The sequence below is a fragment of the Parasphingorhabdus sp. genome, assembly GCF_039939955.1.
Taxonomy (GTDB): Bacteria; Pseudomonadota; Alphaproteobacteria; order Sphingomonadales; family Sphingomonadaceae; genus Parasphingorhabdus.
Genome location: NZ_JBDVHS010000002.1, coordinates 308,245 through 325,043, shown reverse-complemented (window position 1 = coordinate 325,043; position 16,799 = coordinate 308,245). Strand labels below are relative to the sequence as shown.

The 16,799-nt window shown below is 54.7% G+C and carries 16 protein-coding genes and 1 tRNA gene; 8 read left to right on the top strand and 9 right to left on the bottom strand.

All coding sequences use genetic code 11. The features are described from left to right. Positions 1 to 3 precede the first annotated feature (3 nt). The 3 genes from ABJG22_RS01840 to ABJG22_RS01830 all read right to left on the bottom strand — a co-directional run bounded on the left by ABJG22_RS01840 (position 4) and on the right by ABJG22_RS01830 (position 3,133). Positions 4 to 714 (bottom strand): polysaccharide biosynthesis/export family protein, encoded by a 711-nt coding sequence (locus ABJG22_RS01840; protein WP_348018528.1) that lies wholly within the window; start codon positions 712 to 714, stop codon positions 4 to 6. Between the two features lie 110 nt (positions 715 to 824). Beyond that, positions 825 to 2,246 (bottom strand): O-antigen ligase family protein, encoded by a 1,422-nt coding sequence (locus ABJG22_RS01835; RefSeq protein ID WP_348018527.1) that lies wholly within the window; start codon positions 2,244 to 2,246, stop codon positions 825 to 827. 797 nt (positions 2,247 to 3,043) lie between these two features. Further along, positions 3,044 to 3,133, bottom strand: a tRNA-Ser gene (locus tag ABJG22_RS01830). 218 nt (positions 3,134 to 3,351) lie between these two features. On the opposite strand from ABJG22_RS01830, the gene ABJG22_RS01825 reads away from it, so the two are divergent. Beyond that, a complete protein-coding gene (locus ABJG22_RS01825; protein ID WP_348018526.1) occupies positions 3,352 to 4,128 on the top strand; it encodes a DUF1134 domain-containing protein in 777 nt (258 codons plus the stop codon). Between the two features lie 38 nt (positions 4,129 to 4,166). Here the strand turns inward: ABJG22_RS01825 and ABJG22_RS01820 are convergent, their stop codons facing one another. The 6 genes from ABJG22_RS01820 to ABJG22_RS01795 form a co-directional block, all read right to left on the bottom strand. Next, positions 4,167 to 4,775 (bottom strand): riboflavin synthase, encoded by a 609-nt coding sequence (locus ABJG22_RS01820; protein ID WP_348018525.1) that lies wholly within the window; start codon positions 4,773 to 4,775, stop codon positions 4,167 to 4,169. A 33-nt stretch (positions 4,776 to 4,808) separates the two neighbouring features. Further along, the gene (gene ribD, locus ABJG22_RS01815; protein ID WP_348018524.1) at positions 4,809 to 5,789 is read right to left on the bottom strand and encodes a bifunctional diaminohydroxyphosphoribosylaminopyrimidine deaminase/5-amino-6-(5-phosphoribosylamino)uracil reductase RibD; all 981 of its coding nucleotides are present in this window, start codon (positions 5,787 to 5,789) and stop codon (positions 4,809 to 4,811) included. Then, on the bottom strand, positions 5,783 to 6,253 hold the full coding sequence (locus ABJG22_RS01810) for a hypothetical protein (RefSeq protein ID WP_348018523.1): 471 nt from the start codon (positions 6,251 to 6,253) through the stop codon (positions 5,783 to 5,785). Before ABJG22_RS01810 ends, ribD begins: the two co-directional genes overlap by 7 nt. Before the next feature lie 32 nt (positions 6,254 to 6,285). Then, entirely contained in the window at positions 6,286 to 6,939 is a 654-nt protein-coding gene (locus ABJG22_RS01805; RefSeq protein WP_348018522.1) for a TonB family protein, read from the bottom strand. Between the two features lie 151 nt (positions 6,940 to 7,090). Continuing rightward, a complete protein-coding gene (gltX, locus tag ABJG22_RS01800) occupies positions 7,091 to 8,428 on the bottom strand; it encodes a glutamate--tRNA ligase (RefSeq protein ID WP_348018521.1) in 1,338 nt (445 codons plus the stop codon). Beyond that, complete coding sequence (locus tag ABJG22_RS01795; protein WP_348018520.1) at positions 8,425 to 10,080, bottom strand: NAD+ synthase; 1,656 nt, start codon at positions 10,078 to 10,080, stop codon at positions 8,425 to 8,427. The genes gltX and ABJG22_RS01795 overlap by 4 nt, the downstream gene beginning before the upstream one ends. Before the next feature lie 153 nt (positions 10,081 to 10,233). Between ABJG22_RS01795 and ABJG22_RS01790 the strand changes: the two genes are divergently transcribed. The 7 genes from ABJG22_RS01790 (at position 10,234) to pheT (ending at position 16,714) form a co-directional block, all read left to right on the top strand. After that, positions 10,234 to 11,169 carry a ribose-phosphate pyrophosphokinase gene (locus tag ABJG22_RS01790; RefSeq protein ID WP_348018519.1) on the top strand — a complete coding sequence of 312 codons (936 nt, stop codon included), beginning with the start codon at positions 10,234 to 10,236 and terminating at the stop codon, positions 11,167 to 11,169. Between the two features lie 35 nt (positions 11,170 to 11,204). Further along, complete coding sequence (locus ABJG22_RS01785) at positions 11,205 to 11,615, top strand: hypothetical protein (RefSeq protein ID WP_348018518.1); 411 nt, start codon at positions 11,205 to 11,207, stop codon at positions 11,613 to 11,615. Then, positions 11,612 to 12,391, top strand: a complete 780-nt coding sequence (gene hisN / locus ABJG22_RS01780; RefSeq protein WP_348018517.1) for a histidinol-phosphatase — start codon at positions 11,612 to 11,614, stop codon at positions 12,389 to 12,391. Before ABJG22_RS01785 ends, hisN begins: the two co-directional genes overlap by 4 nt. Before the next feature lie 129 nt (positions 12,392 to 12,520). Beyond that, positions 12,521 to 12,724 (top strand): 50S ribosomal protein L35, encoded by a 204-nt coding sequence (gene rpmI / locus ABJG22_RS01775; protein ID WP_066741203.1) that lies wholly within the window; start codon positions 12,521 to 12,523, stop codon positions 12,722 to 12,724. A 39-nt stretch (positions 12,725 to 12,763) separates the two neighbouring features. After that, positions 12,764 to 13,126, top strand: a complete 363-nt coding sequence (rplT, locus tag ABJG22_RS01770) for a 50S ribosomal protein L20 (RefSeq protein ID WP_348018516.1) — start codon at positions 12,764 to 12,766, stop codon at positions 13,124 to 13,126. A gap of 106 nt (positions 13,127 to 13,232) precedes the next feature. Continuing rightward, positions 13,233 to 14,351 (top strand): phenylalanine--tRNA ligase subunit alpha, encoded by a 1,119-nt coding sequence (gene pheS, locus ABJG22_RS01765; protein ID WP_348018515.1) that lies wholly within the window; start codon positions 13,233 to 13,235, stop codon positions 14,349 to 14,351. Continuing rightward, positions 14,348 to 16,714 (top strand): phenylalanine--tRNA ligase subunit beta, encoded by a 2,367-nt coding sequence (pheT, locus tag ABJG22_RS01760; RefSeq protein WP_348018514.1) that lies wholly within the window; start codon positions 14,348 to 14,350, stop codon positions 16,712 to 16,714. Before pheS ends, pheT begins: the two co-directional genes overlap by 4 nt. The last annotated feature ends 85 nt before the right edge of the window (positions 16,715 to 16,799 follow it).

Genomic DNA, 16,799 nt, shown 5'->3' with positions numbered 1-16,799 from the left:
CAACTATTTTCTAAATAGGATGATAAGCGGAGTAGTTATAAACGAGGATCCCGCAATGATATCCTTAAAAATCCTGCGCGCCTGAGAATCACCCACAACAATAACATCATTAGCGAATACTTCCGGGTCACTATAATTTCCTCGCCGAATCCCTTTCAGATTGTACAAACCAGCCATTTGCTGGCCATTTACGGTCCTGAAGATCACCACATCATTTAATCTCGCAAATTCTCCGGCGCCGCCCGCTGTTGCTACAGCACGCATTAGTGTCATACGACCAATAACCGGATAAAGTCCCGGTCTATCAACCTGACCATCAACAGTAATTACCTGACTTACGGTCTCTTCCAGATTTACTGTGACTTCGGGATTGCGAACATAGCGCCCTTGAAGGCGATTTTCGAGTTCGTCTGCGAGTTCTCCCGGCGTCAGGCCCGAGGCCTCGACCACGCCGATCAAAGGAAAGGACAAGCGCCCACTGGCATCAATCTGAACTTCCTTGCTCAAATCTTCAATCCCGAAAACGTCGATCTTAAGTTTATCGAAAGGGCCGATTAAATAGGGTCGATTGGAACTCAGCAGATCAACGCGGGTCGGCTCCGGCATTCCTTCGGTCGAGACAACCGTAACATCAGGGCTATTTCCCAAAACTGACGGACCAGCACAGGATGGCAGCAATGAAACTACCATCAGAAGCAATAAACGTTTGACCATTTTATCAGATATTCCACTATTTATTGAATTCCGTTAGACTATGTGGTTTCGCAGGTAAACCGTATCTTGGCCGGATAAGCAAAATTTTTGCCGCGAATCGTCAACCTTATCTAGTGTCGATCGATGCTTCGCCGCTGAATGGAAGCTACACTATCGTTGAAAGTACAAATCAGCACCGCAAATACCGCTGCTATTGAAGGAACGCGCAAGGGATAATCTCCGATACTCGCAGCAAGCATAAAAGACATAACCGCAATACACATTAGAACACGATATTTTGCGGAATTGGAATTGCGCCAACTTTTTATCACGATCCACGAGCGCTTGGCAAACCAGACAAAAACGCAAATTAGGAGCAGTAAGGCAGGAACGCCGCCCTCAATAAGGAATTGAAGCCAGTCATTATGAGCCTGGTTCAGATAGGTTGGGTTGAGCAGCTCTTGTGGCTCATATATATTGTAGACATGTTCGAACGAACCGAACCCGCTACCCCAAGGCATATATTCTTTAGTCATTGTTAACAATGTAGGCAGAAGCTGGATACGTAGTTCTTCAGCGACATTGCCATCGAAAAGCCGGTCATATGCCATTGAACGGGACAGAAGGATAGACGAGGCCGCTATTCCCAGTACTGTCAAGATGCTGATCGTCAATAACAATCGGCGATCAGCAAATAAGGTGCTTTTTGATGATTTATAACTCCTTCCTTTTAAAGTACCTGCGGTGTATTGTTTACCAAAATATGTCATAAACAAAGCCAAAATCAGCCCTGGCACCATCAACAGCAGCCCCGCTCTGGATCCGGTAATGAAAATGAGCGGCACAAAAACGAGAATAGTCGCTACCGAGGCATAAAATTTCAACGCAGCTTGCCTGACATTCGGCGCCAAAGAACCAGCGTACCAGCCAATCATTACAATTGTAGAAGCAAGTAAGACTGCTTGATGGTTTCGATTGGCAAAGAGGCCAACGCCGGCCCCAAAATTGGTGATACGGTATATATACAGCGGTCCGCGCGACGGACCAATGACCTGAAATATCGCAAACAGCGCGCTCAACGAACACAGTATAATAATTACCGGTACTGCGCGCCTGCGATACTCGCGATCAAGGTTGAGATAGAGCATCATCGCAGCAATCGGCACGGCAAGCGAAAACAGACTATTAAGCGTCTTCGATGGTGACAAAGACAATGGCCGCGATGGCTGTGCAATGCCTGCAATGTCAGCAATGTCAGCGAATATCTGACGCCCCGGTAACTCGACCCAGATTGGTGGCGGCAGAGGTATTAGCTGAACAACCATGAGGGCCGAGAGCGCACCCACAATATAGAGCGGAAACATCCTGCCCGTCCATAGCTCTGGGGTCTTTACAGTCAGCGCATAGGCGCAAAAAAACACAGCGAGCGGTCGCAAAATCAGCAGTGATTGAATATCATCCCGCGAACCACCCCCAGTAAAAAATACGAGCACAAAAAACACTACAAATGCATAAAAACGCGCGCCGGGACTAGAGAGCTTCCTTGTGGACATGCTTAGCCTCTTTTTGGTAGGTTTTTTAACCAAAATATCACACCCTAATTGTTGTTGAAGTTGAGTTACCAAGCTCCTTAAGCGAACGAAACGATGAACGCCATAGGTTAGCGCATGCTACCAATTGTAGAACCCGTCTAATCGGGTGAAAGACTGAGGAACGCCACTTATAGGAACCGAAGCCATAAATCGGGAACGGGAGGGCACGCTTTACTAAGTGATCCGATGATTCGCAATCGGCAGGCTATTCGATCTTGTCCAGAAATCTGACATTTCGGCCTAGCCAGATTGTCAAGTTTGGCAAAGGCATCAGAAACTGCCAATCGGCCTGCGTGATTTTACAGACCTAGATTGCCGCAACTGAGCGAACTTGCTTGAAAGTGATGGCAAGAAACGGAGGCTCGCTCATCAATCCAGAATCGCGGCGACAACAGGATGGTGCTTTTTGAGCCGAAAGACCGGATGACTAGCGGATTCGGCCACTGACACCAGGCCGACCGAGCCAAGAAAATATCCCGCCTTCTACCGCTAATACAATACCTGAAGTCTCTGACGGCCCTTCTTTGGACTTGTCAGAATCAACGTCAAGGCATCGCCGTCACCTTAGTTACCGAGCTTTTTGAAATGCTGGATTTTTGTCGTCGTTAGTTTCTTCATTTTCAACCATCCCGACTTACCCCACCACTATGGCAAGCATAAGTGAAATATTGTAAGAGTGTTTGAGAATCGCGTAAGTTAAAAAGCCTATAAAAATCATAGGCTTACGGAACGGCCTGGGATTTCTAGGATAGTATAAATGGAGGACACGGAGGGATTCGAACCCTCGAAGCCCGTAAAGGCTTGTCTCCTTAGCAAGGAGGTGGTTTCAGCCGCTCACCCACGTGTCCCCGCAGTTGGCCAAGGCCCGCTATATAACCATGCATTGCGCTCCCTGCAACGGGTAAAGTGGACCGCGTAAAAACGCGCTGGAAAATCGGAAATCTACCCAATTTCGGCAAAGCGACTCAAGCCGCCGCAGAATCGACTCATCTCGTCGTCCGTTCATTGCGTGGTCATGTGCAACAGCCGAGAGCTTTCTGCGGCTGGTAATGGAAGGATTTACCCAATGTTACCGTTGTTTTTGAAGAAATCATTGGGCTTGTTTGCTGTTTTGGCTTTTGCCACTGCGCCGGCCCTATCCCCCGCGTTCGCACAAGTGGAGAATGTCGATCCCAATGATGTGATCGATGCCGACTTGGCTGCGCCCGACTATGATGGAAATTTCGAACCCGCTGCGCCAAACCCAAATATGGTTGAAGACGCACCGATCGACAGCGACATCAATGCGGATATTGTTACGCCGGCTGATACGACAGGCGCGACGGAAAACGGTTTAGCTACCTCTACGTTAGCGGACGATACCACCTATCAGGACGATGATCTGATCGGCGCAGCCGAAGGCGTCTTTGGCAAAGGCGCAAAAGGCCTTGCCCAGGTGATCGAAGATATCCTGAAGAAACAGGGTCGGCCCAACGCCTATATCACTGGTCGTGAAGCCAGCGGCGCTTTCGTCGTCGGGCTACGCTACGGTTCGGGCAAACTATATCACAAGGTCGAAGGCGAACGGCCGGTCTACTGGACAGGCCCGTCAATCGGCTTTGATTTCGGAGGCAATGCCGCCAACAGTTTTGTGCTGGTCTATAATCTCTATGATAGCGAAGAGCTGTTTCAGCGCTTCCCCGCCGGCGAAGGCGCGGCCTATTTCATCGGCGGCTTCCATGTCAGCTATCTGCGCAGCGGCGACAAGGTGTTGATCCCCGTACGACTAGGGGCGGGGCTACGGCTGGGTGCGAATGTCGGCTATATGAAGTTCAGCAAGAAGCAGAAATGGCTGCCGTTCTAAGCCGTGAACAATCGACCATCGGTCGCCTAAAGCCGGCTTCAGCCTAAGGACCGGACCTTTTCCATCCGCGCCAGATAGCGTGCCAAAATGTCAATCTCCAGATTGACGGCACGACCGGCTTCGAGTTCGCCAAGCGTCGTCACCTGACCGGTGTGCGGAATGATGTTGAGAGTAAACAACGCCCCCTCTTCATCATCGGAAACTGCATTCACGGTCAGCGAAACGCCGTCGACCGTGATCGACCCTTTCGCCGCAATATAGGGTGCAAGATCTTTCGAAACCCGGATCACAACCTGCTGGGAATCTCCTGCAGCCGTGCTGGAAACCACAGCACCAATACCGTCAACATGGCCGGTCACAATATGACCGCCCAGTTCCTCGCCAACCTTCAGGGCGCGCTCAAGATTCAAGCGACGCCCGGCGGTAAATTGCCCTTGCGCGGTGCATGACAGGGTTTCGCTCGACACATCGACGGCGAACCAGTCAGGCCCTTTTTCGACCACTGTCAGGCAGATACCCGAACAGGCAATGGAAGCCCCGAGGTCGACGCCGTCCATTGCATAACCGCAGCTGATCCTGACACGGAGGTCACCACGCTGATCCAGCGATTCGATGGTACCAATATCTGAAACAATGCCTGTGAACATGGACGATCCTATTTGCTTTACACTAGCCGGAGCCTAGGCTGCGCGGTCATATATCTCAAGCACATCCTGCCGCAATGCCCGCTGATCGATCCGACGCCACTGTCCATGCGCGTCGCCGAGATTCTCCAGTCCGATATCGGCTACGCCGGGCAAGCCGCCGCCGATGATGATCGGGGCACGATAGAGCAAAAGCCGGTCGACCAGCCCGGCTTGCAGGAAAGATGCTGCGGTTTTTGCGCCGCCTTCTATGAGTAGCCAGTTGATGTCGGCCAAATCGGCTATTGCCGCTGGTTCGGAAATTTGCAACCAATCGCCCGGTAGTTCAGGATCATGGCCGAGCACAATCGCTTGGGGTGAACGATCCGTCAGTCCATCGATCCGGACATCCAGTCCCGGCCGGTCTGCCTTCGCTGTTCCGGCGCCCACCAGAATCGCATCACTGCGCGCCCGCTCCAAATGGGCATGCGCACGCGCGCGATCACCAGTGATCCACTGACTGGTGCCATCGGCCATGGCAATGCATCCATCCAGCGACATTGCCAATTTGAGCGAAACAAATGGCCGTTCCTTTTCGATACGGCACAAAAAACCGGCCATCGTGCGGCGCGCTGCCGGTTCAAGGATACCGACAGATACGGGAATGCCGGCATCACCCAGCCTATCAATGCCCCTGCGTCTTGTGCGTTCATCGGCATCGAGAGTCGCGACAATAACCCGCTTCGGCTTTGCGGCTATAATGGCGTTGCTACAGGTCGGCCCCCGGCTGCTTTCATGAGCACAGGGCTCCATGGTCACATAAATGTCGGCGCCTTTGGCTGATGCGCGCGCTTCAGCCAGCGCCATCTGCTCGGCATGCGGTCGGCCACCCGGCTGAGTCCAGCCCCGGCCTACGATGATACCATGTTTGACAATGACGCAGCCGACATTCGGGTTGCCGCCGGTCCGGCCCCGCCCCCGCTCTGATAGAGCCAGTGCCGCCGCCATGAAATGCGCGTCGCTAGCAGGGGTTAGCATTGCAAGCCAGCAGGACGTTCCACCTCTACCTCACCGCGTGCGAGGCGAGCCGCAACGGCTTCGCGTTCGATTTCGTCAACATCCATACCGGACATGCGCCCCAGAGATTTGACCGCTTCGCGACGCTTATCTTCAAGCTTGTCCTTCAGACATTGAATTTCCCAACGGTCCTGCATGATTTCTTCATCAGTCCGGTCAACGGTCCAGTTTTCGACATAAATGACCTCCTGCGGTACATAAGTGTACGTATTTACCTTGGGATCGAGCCAGAAAAGGAAAAGAATGAACGTCGTGCAGGCGATGGCCAAAACCGCCGGGAGCAAGCGCTCCCCCGGTTCACTCTGACGGAATACAGCGACTAAATCGCCAAATCCGCCGGTTACGGATGCATCTTTTATAAGGCCCATGATTCCCAAATAGTGTCGCAACACGCGGATGACCAGCCCTTCCCGTAAATTTGCCACGGGAAGTGAGTGGCGGTCATCCGCTAGGGCGATCAGCTGTTGATTTCAAAGCGCACTTTTAGCATCATCCAGCTTTCAAACGGCCTGCCGTCTTTTGTCGCTGGCAAGAAACGCCATTTTCGCAGCGCCTGCTTACGGGTCGCGTGCCAGAAATCGAGATGCGGAGAATCGATCAGCTCGATCTGCTTAACTCGCCCGTCAGTGCCGACCAGAACACGGACACTAACCTCGCCCTCGCGTTCCATCCGCAATTGACCTGACGGATAAGCCGGCTGGAACTGCTGGGCATAGCGCTTGTTCAAGCTCGCGCCGACCATCACTGGATCAGGCGCTATTTCGATCGCTTCGAAAGGGATTTCATCGCCCGCCCCCTCAGATCCTGTCGCAAAGATAAGATCGGAATAGTCATTGGTAGCAACGGGCGGCAAATCAATGATCGGCTGTGAAGGCTTCTTTCGCGGGTTTTTCTGCTTTATCTCAACGTCGCGCTTTTGCTCTTTAGTCACCGGCTCAGGCGGCTGCGGTGACGGAATGTGAATGGCGACGAAAGGCCCATTAAACGTATCCGGAATCTCAATCCCCGGCATCGCGATCACGCCCGCAATAATCACTGCGTGAACAACAGCCGCCATTGCCACGCCTTTGGCCCGCGGAGTCTTGTTTTCGTAAACAGAAACATAGCTCATGATTATATCCTCTCAACCATCCTCAAAAGTGGCGGAGCGGCCCGTGCCTGTCTGACTATCTGACCTCAACACCGATTGTTATGATATACTATTACATATTCTATTGCAAACAAGGCTGTGCTCAGCTTGAATATTCTAATTTAAGAGAGGGTTAGGATGTGGCTTCGGCCAATCTCGTCAGCGCGCCATCACGGCCGATTAGCAGGATCAATGCGTTCATATCCGGGCCATGATCCAACCCCGTCAACGCCTGACGCAAAGGCATGAACAGAGGCTTTCCTTTCCGCCCCGTTTCTTCTTTGAGCGCCGTTGTAAGCCGCTTCCATAAGTCGTCGGATGCTTCCATCTCTTCCAGCTTATCGTGGGCGACCGTCAGAAATTCTTTATCTTCGGCCGATATCTCCGGAAGGGAAATCGGTCCGGTTACCACCTTCCACCATTGCTCCACATCGCCCATATCATGCAGGTTCGGCCGGATAACCGCCCATGCTTCAGCATCCATTGCGTCCGGCAGCCGGTCGTTCACATCTGCATAGTCCAGCAGATGAACGATTTTCTGGTTGAGCTGCGCCAGTTCTTCATCATCAAACCGCGCTGGCGCTCGGCCAAAACGGGAAAAGTCGAAGGTAGCAATCAGCTGCTGTACATCGGCAATCGGTTCAACCGGATCACTGGTGCCAATGCGGGCCAACAAGGCAACAATCGCCTGGGGTTCGATATTTTTCTGACGAAAGCTGCTGACACCTAGCGAACCAAGGCGCTTCGATAGCTTTCCTTCGGTACCGACCAGAAGCGCCTCATGGGCAAATTCGGGTTCTTTTGCACCAAGAGCATGGAACATCTGGATTTGCACCGCGGTATTGGCAACATGGTCTTCGCCGCGCACAACATGGGTAATCCCCATATCAATATCGTCAATCGCCGAGGGCAGCATATAGAGCCAGCTTCCATTTTCGCGCCGAATGACCGGATCGGACAGCAATGCCGGGTCAAAATTCTGGTCGCCTCGAATGCGGTCGGTCCACGTAATCGGTGTTTCATGATCAAGCTTGAAACGCCAATGCGGTTTGCGGCCCTCTGCTTCGAAAGCTGCGATTTCTTCTTGGGTGAGTCCCAATGCTGCGCGGTCATAAATGGGCGGCTTGCCCCGACCGAGTTGAATCTTGCGCTTCAGGTCCAATTCCTGAGCGGTCTCATAAGCCGGATAGACACGGCCATCGGCCTTTAATTTTTCCCACTGCTCTTCATAACGGTCAAAGCGGTCCGATTGCCGCCGCTCCTCATCAGAGGCCAGTCCCAGCCACGCCAAGTCCGCCCGGATCGCATCGACATATTCTTCCTTGGATCGCTCCGCGTCGGTATCATCGAGCCGCAACAGGAAGGTGCCACCTTCTTTTTGCGCGAACATCCAATTGTGAAGCGCGGTCCGGATATTACCGACATGAAGGTGGCCCGTCGGTGACGGGGCAAAGCGAGTTTTTATGGTCATACAGTCCTGAATGCGTTGGTTATCGGATAGCGCCGGTCGCGGCCAAAATTTCGGGAGCCAAGCTTAACGCCCGGTGGGGCCTGACGCCGTTTATATTCGGCAATATAGAGAAGTCGTTCGATCCGCACCACCGTTTCCCGATCAAATCCCCGTGCCACCAGATCATCAACCGACAATTCTTCCTCGATCAGTCCATGCAATAGCGGATCAAGAATTTCATAATCCGGCAAGCTGTCGCTGTCTTTCTGATCTTCACGCAATTCCGCACTCGGCGGCTTGGTGATCACCGTGTCCGGCATGACGGGGCCATCCGGTCCAAGGCCAAGGCTGGGCTTATTGCGATTGCGCCACCGGCTAAGCTTGAAAACCGTCAGCTTATAAGCATCTTTCAACACCGAATAGCCGCCAGCCATATCGCCATAAATAGTGGCATAGCCGACGCTCATCTCGCTCTTGTTACCGGTGGTCAGCAGCATATGACCAAATTTGTTCGACAGCGCCATCAACGTGACCCCGCGAATCCGCGACTGGATATTTTCTTCGGTAATATCAACATTGCTGTCCGCGAAGCTGTCCTCCAGCATCGCATCAAAGCCCTCGATCGCGGGATTGATCGGAATAGTATCCAATCTGGTGCCCAGCATGTCGGCACAGCCCTCGGCATCGTCCAGACTTTCCTGCGACGTGAAGCGTGACGGCATCATGACGTTCCACACGCGGTCGGCACCCAAGGCATCGACGGCGACCGCCGCTGACAAGGCACTATCAATTCCTCCCGACAAGCCAAGCAAGACCCCTGGAAAACGATTGCGGTTCACATAGTCACGCAGGCCCACAACCATCGCATTATAGATATCAGCTGGGTGATCATCCAGCTGGTGAATTTCGCCGGCCGTGCAAATCCAGTTTCCCTCTTCGCCCGACCAATGCGTATCGACGATCACCTCGTCCCAATCGGGCAGTTGGTGCATCACGCTAGCGTCGCCGTTGAGCACAAAGCTCGCGCCGTCGAAGACAATTTCATCCTGCCCACCAACGCGGTTCAGAAACAGCAGCGGAATTCCGGTTTCCTGCACGCGCTTCGTCGCGACCTGACCTAGGCGCAAATCATCTTTCTCAATTTCATAGGGGCTACCATGCACGGATATAAACAGCTCCGCACCCCGGGACTTCAAATGGTCGCATACAGTCGGAAACCAGACATCTTCACAGATCGGCAACCCGATTTTACAACCTTTAAACGTTATTGGTTCGGGTAATGGGCCCGACGAGAAGAGACGCTTTTCGTCAAATGTGCCGTAATTGGGCAGTTCGTGTTTATAGCGAATATCCCGAACATGTCCGTCCGCAAGCAACGCGATGCCATTGTACAGCTTGCCATCTTCCCGAAACACCGATCCAACGAGCATCGCCGCCCCCGGCCCAGCGGTCGCCGCCGCCAGCCGATTAAGTTCGGCCTCGGCCCGCTCCCAGACCGCAGGTTTTAGCACCAGATCTTCGGGCGGATAGCCGATCAATTGCAATTCGGGGAACACGATCAGGTCGCTATCCGGCCGGCCGCTATGCGCCGCGATCATCGCGTCAGCATTGCCCCGCAAATCGCCCACACTCTGATTCAGTTGCGCCATGGTGATGATAAGCTTTTTCGTCATCATGCCCTGATAGAAAGGGCCACTGTGTGGAGCAATCGAAATAAACGCAAATACGGACTTTTGATTTCACCGCCTTCTGTCTAACAGGGTCACAAAATTGTCATGAGGTCTCGCTGGCGATTCTGGCGGACCGCTACTTCGGGGAACGCACATATGAAACTCATGTCAGGCAACAGCAATCTGCCGCTTGCTAAGGAAATTGCCGCATATCTGGATATTCCGCTCACCGATGCAAGCGTGAAGCGTTTTGCCGATGACGAGATTTTCATAGAAATCCACGAAAATGTTCGCGGCGAAGATGTCTTCGTCGTGCAGTCGACCAGCCACCCCGCCAACGATAATCTAATGGAATTGCTGATCAGCATCGACGCCCTGCGCCGGGCGTCAGCCAAGCGTATCACCGCCGTCATCCCTTATTTCGGTTATGCCCGGCAAGACCGAAAGCCAGGACCACGCACGCCGATTTCGGCCAAGCTGGTCGCCAACCTGATCACCGAAGCGGGTGCAGATCGCGTCTTGACCGTTGATCTTCACGCCGGACAGATTCAGGGCTTTTTCGATATCCCGACCGACAATCTCTATGGCGCACCGGTGATCAGCGAAGATATTAAATCGCGCCACGCCGACAAAGACATCATGGTCGTCTCACCCGATGTCGGCGGCGTGGTTCGCGCCAGAGCGCTGGCCAAGCGGCTGGACAATGCGCCACTGGCCATTGTCGACAAACGCCGCGAACGAGCGGGCGTATCCGAAGTGATGAACATCATCGGCGACGTCAAAGGCCGATTCTGTGTGATGATCGATGATATCGCCGACAGCGCCGGCACCCTCTGCAACGCAGCCGATGCCTTGATCGCGGCGGGCGCAACCGATGTCGCCGCCTATATTACCCACGGTGTTCTTTCCGGCAAAGCTGTAGAGCGGGTCAACGCCTCTTCGCTGCGCAAGCTGATCATCACAGACACGATTCAGGCCCCGCAATCTGCTCTCGATTCCAGCAAAATCCGTGTTCTGCCAATTGCACCGCTGCTCGGCGAAGCAATCAAGCGGATCGCCGATGAAAGTTCCGTCAGCAGCCTGTGGGACTAGATCGGGACGCAATTTTCTAACTTCGGGAGACAGGCATGCCCAGCTTTGAAATTCTGCTGAAATATCGCATCCATATCGCGCTATTGGCGATTGCGATCTGCGTCATCGCTTGGATCACGGAACTGGCAGGGCTGGTATATGTCTGCCCCTTTTGCCGCGCGCAAAGAACCGTCATCGGACTTCTCGGCTTGCTGTTGCTCACCAATCCTCAGCACTGGCTTACTCGATGGATAGCGTCCACTCTAGCCGTCCTAGGCTTGGTCGTCGGAGGAATGCAGCATTTCAACGGCTGGAAAAGGATCATGGCTGGTGAGTTCACCTGGGGCGAATATTGGTACGCAAATAGCTGGGTGCTGTCCGGCTGTGCGCTCTTCATCATCACTGGGTTGATTCTATATCTATGGGCCTGGCGCCCGACGCCTTCCGAAACGGATAGTGACCAATGACACCGAAAGACGTCGACCTAGCACAAAGACTGGCCGAAGCCGCAGGCGAAGCCATTCGTCCGTTCTTCCGCGCAAAATTTGATCAGGAAGCCAAGAGCGATTCGACTTTTGTAACCGAAGCGGACCGCGCCGCGGAAGCCGCGATGCGGGCCATCATCGAAGCCGAACGCCCCGATGATGGCATTATCGGTGAAGAATATGGTACCCGCAACGAAGGCGCCTCGCGCCAATGGGTGCTGGATCCTATCGACGGCACCACCAGCTTTATCGCCGGCCGGCCGATTTTCGGCACGCTGATCGCGCTGATGCAGGACGGTTTTCCGCTGATCGGGATCATCGACCAGCCGATTCTGCGCGAACGCTGGGTCGGAGTCGTCGGGCGCGAGACCCTGTTCAACGGTGAACCGGCCAAAGCGGCGCGCTGCCGCGATCTGAAGGACGCCGTCCTCGCCACCACCTCACCGCATTGCTTCAACGAACTGGAAGCCGATCATTTCATGGGTTTGGCGGGCAAGGTTGCCCAGCGCAAAATCATCTATGGTGGCGATTGCTATAATTACGGCCTGGTCGCCAGCGGCCATGTCGATGTCGTCTGCGAAGCGGGCCTGATGCTCCACGATTTTGCGGCGCTTGCCCCGATTGTCGATGGCGCGGGCGGGATGATGTGCGACTGGAACGGCGAGCCGCTCCATGCGGAATCCGAAGGCCATGTGCTGGCGATCGGGGACCATGCGCGGGTGGATGATGTACTAGAGGCTATTGCTGGCCATCATTGATGGTCGTTCTGATCGCGATAAAACTTGCATTTGGAGCGAATCTAGCTATTGCCGCCCTTCCTATGTGACGCTCTGGCCAGTGTGGGCTGCCATAAGTGTCCGTAACGGTACCATCTAGAGGAGACCAAAATGCCCAAGTTGAAGACCAAAAGTGGTGTGAAGAAACGCTTCAAAATCACCGCAACCGGTAAGGTTAAGCACGGCGTAGCCGGCAAACGCCACCGTTTGATGAGCCATAACAGCAAATATATCCGCCAGAACCGCGGCACCAAGAAATTGTGTGATGCGGATGCTCGGACAGTCAAAAAATGGGCGCCATACGGTCTGGGTTAATCCCGCCGCAGCGACATTCAAACTTACAGGATATAGAAAATGGCACGTGTAAAACGGGGTACGACCACTCGTACAAAACATAAAAGATTATTGGTACAGGCGAAGGGCTATTATGGCCGTCGCAAAAATACCATCCGCATCGCGCGGCAGGCTGTCGAAAAAGCCGGTCAATATGCGTATCGCGATCGTAAAGTTAAAAAGCGGGCTTTCCGCGCTATCTGGATCCAGCGTATCAACGCTGCGGTTCGCGCAGAAGGCATGACCTACGGCACATTCATCCACGGCACCAAGCTTGCCGGGATCGAACTGGATCGTAAAGTAATGGCCGATCTGGCGATGAATGAACCCGCAGTGTTTAGCGGCATCATCAAACAGGCGCAGGATGCTCTGGCCAAAGCCTAAGCATTTTCATAATTTCAAAGAAGCGCCGGAGAGCAATCTCGCGGCGCTTTTTTATTGGGTTTTTCGCAGGGGTTGCTAGACGGGCAACGAGAGAAAACGGGACAATATGATGAGCGACATCGAAGCGATCAGGGACAAATATCTGGAGCAGATTAGCACGGCGGCCGATAGCAACGCGCTGGAGGCCATCCGTGTGGCTGCGCTCGGCAAAAAGGGTGAGATTTCCCTGCTGCTAAAAACCCTTGGTAAGATGACGCCGGAAGAGCGTCAGGAACAAGGCCCGAAGATCAATGGCGGTCGCCAAGCGGTCGCCGATGCCATTGCGACACGCAAAGAAGCCATGGAGACCGAAGCCCTCGACGCAAAGCTCGCAACCGAAAAGCTCGACCTCACCTTGCCGCCGCCCATGGCACCCAAAGGCAGCATCCACCCGGTTTCACAAGTCATGGACGAACTGGCGGAGATATTCGCTGATCTCGGCTTCTCCGTCGCCACCGGTCCGGAGATTGAGGACGACTGGCACAATTTCACCGCGCTCAACATTCCGGACACGCACCCCGCGCGGGCAATGCATGACACATTCTATTTCCCGCAGACCGATGAAGACGGGATGGCGAAGCTGCTGCGCACCCATACGTCGCCTGTGCAGATCCGCACGATGATGGATGTTGCCAAGCGGACCGACGGGGCCGGCGAGCCCATCCATATTATTGCGCCGGGTCGCACCTATCGTAGCGACAGCGACGCGACCCACACGCCGATGTTCCATCAGGTCGAAGGCCTGGTGATCGACAAGGGCATCCATATGGGCCATCTCAAATGGACGCTGGAAACCTTTGTCCGCGCCTTTTTCGAGCGCGACGATATCGAGCTGCGCCTGCGCCCGAGCTATTTCCCGTTCACCGAACCAAGCGCTGAAATCGACCTTGGTTTCTCGGTCGAAAAGGGCCGCCGGATCATCGGTGGTGACCCACGTGGCGAAAATGGCGGCTGGATGGAGATTTTGGGTTCCGGCATGGTGCATCCCAACGTCATCCGCAATTGCGGCCTTGATCCCGATGTCTGGCAGGGCTTTGCCTTCGGCTGCGGCATCGACCGGCTAGCGATGCTGAAATATGGCATGGACGACTTGCGCGCTTTCTTCGACGGCGACCTGCGCTGGGCCGACCATTATGGCTTTGATGCGCTGGATGTTCCGACATTAAGCGGAGGAGTGGGCGCATGAAATTTTCCCTAAGCTGGCTCAAAGCCCATCTCGACACCGATGCAAGCCTGACCGAGATTACCGATAAGCTGACCGATATCGGTCTGGAACTGGAAGGGTTGGAAAATCCTGCCGATGCTTTGCGCCCATTCCGAGTCGCCAAGGTTATCGAAGCCGGACCGCATCCCAATGCCGACAAGCTGCAATTGCTGAAGGTTGACGATGGCTCGGATGAACCGTGGCAGGTTGTCTGCGGTGCGCCCAATGCGCGCAAAGATATGGTCGGCGTATTCGGCCCTCCCGGCACCTATATTCCCGGTAGTGACTTCACCTTGAAGCCTGCCAAAATCCGCGATGTCGAAAGCTTTGGCATGATGTGCAGCGCGCGCGAGCTGGAACTGGGTGAAGATCATGACGGTATCATCGAATTGCCGTCAGACGCTCCCGTTGGCGGCAGCTATGCGGACTATGCGCAGCTGGACGATCCCGTCATCGACGTCGCCATCACCCCCAATCGTCAGGATTGCATGGGTGTCCGCGGCATTGCCCGCGATCTGGTAGCCGCCGGCATGGGCACGCTCAAGCCGCTGGACATTGAGGCCATTACCCGCAACGGGGCCGGTCCCGATATCGCGATTGACGATCCGGAAGGCTGCCCTGCCTTTTACGGCTGCACCGTCAGCGGCGTGACCAACGGCTCATCGCCCGACTGGATGCAGGCACGCCTGAAATCGGCTGGACAGAAGCCAATTTCTGCGCTGGTCGATATTACCAACTATGTCACGCTCGATCAGGGTCGCCCGCTGCACGTCTATGACGTCGCCAAACTCAACGGCGGCCTGGTTGCGCGCAAGGCGCAGGCTGGTGAAAAGCTGGTCGCGCTCAACGACAAGGAATATATGCTCGACGAGACCATGACCGTAATCGCCGATCAGGCGGGCGCCCATGGTATCGGTGGCATCATGGGCGGTGCGGCCAATGGTACCGACGAGAATACCAAAGATGTGCTGATAGAATGCGCCTATTTCGATCCAGCCCATATTGCACGCACCGGCCAGAAGCTAATGCTGACCAGCGATGCGCGGCAACGGTTCGAGCGCGGTGTTGATCCGGCCTTTCTCGAAGAGGGCGTAGAAATCGCAACAGCGCTGGTGCAAGCCCTTTGCGGCGGCCAAGCCAGCGAGATCACCCGTGTCGGCAAAGCGCCGACGGATCAGCGCACAATCGCATATGATCCAAGCCAGTGCGCTTCACTGGGTGGGCTGGACGTCGCACCGGACAAGCAAAAGAGCATTTTGGAAGCCCTGGGCTTTATTGTTGGCGGGGATTGGCAGGTCACAATTCCAACCTGGCGCCGGGATATTGCCGGTTGGCAAGATCTGGTCGAGGAAGTCATCCGGATGGAAGGGCTGGACAAGGTTCCGTCAACGCCGCTCCCTCGCAAACCGGGTGTAGCAAAACCCACTGCCTCGCCGGAACAGATGTCCGAACGCAAGGCACGCCGGGCGGCGGCTGCACGTGGCTTGAACGAAGTCGTCAACTGGAGCTTCATCTCCGAGAAAGAAGCTGCGCCTTTCGGTGGCGGCACATGGTCGCTCGCCAATCCGATCAGCGAAGACCTCAAGGCCATGCGGCCATCGCTGCTGCCTGGCCTGATCGCAGCGGCCCAGCGCAATGTGGCGCGCGGTGCGTCGTCTATTCGCCTGTTCGAAGTGGGACGCCGCTATCTGGAAAGCAGCGAGCATCCGACCATCGGTCTGGCGCTGGCCGGTGAAAATCGTCCCCGCAGCTGGCAGACCGGTGCGGCAGGTAAATTTGATGCCTATGATGCGAAGACCGAAGTGCTGGCGATATTGGACGCCGCTGGCGCACCGACCGAAAAGCTGATGGATTTCGCTGACGCTGGTGATCACTATCATCCCGGCCAGTCCGGCACATTGCGGTTGGGGCCGAAGAAGATTCTCGCCGCTTATGGTGTGCTCCATCCATCTGCAACCAAGGCTTTGGGCCTCAAGGGATCGGCTGTTGCCGCCGAGATATTCCTCGATGCGATTCCGCTGAAGAAGAAGTCTGGCCATATGCGCGATGCCTTTGCGCCACCGGCATTGCAGGCCGTTACCCGCGATTTCGCCTTCATCGTCGATGCTGATCTGCCCGCAGGCGATCTGGTGCGCGCGGTTAAGGGCGCGGATAAGAAGTTGATCACCGACGCGCGGCTGTTCGATCTATTCGAGGGACCAAGCGTGGGCGAAGGCAAAAAGTCGCTGGCGGTGGAAGTGACGCTCCAGCCGACCGATGCGACATTGACCGAAGAGGACCTAAAAGCCCTATCGGACAAGGTTGTCGCAAACGCGACGAAATTGGGCGCGGAATTGAGGGGCTAGGCTATTCGTCATCCTGAACATATTTCAGGATCTTGAGATAGGCTAGTAGATGGAGAGATGCTGAAACAAGTTCGGCATGACGAGA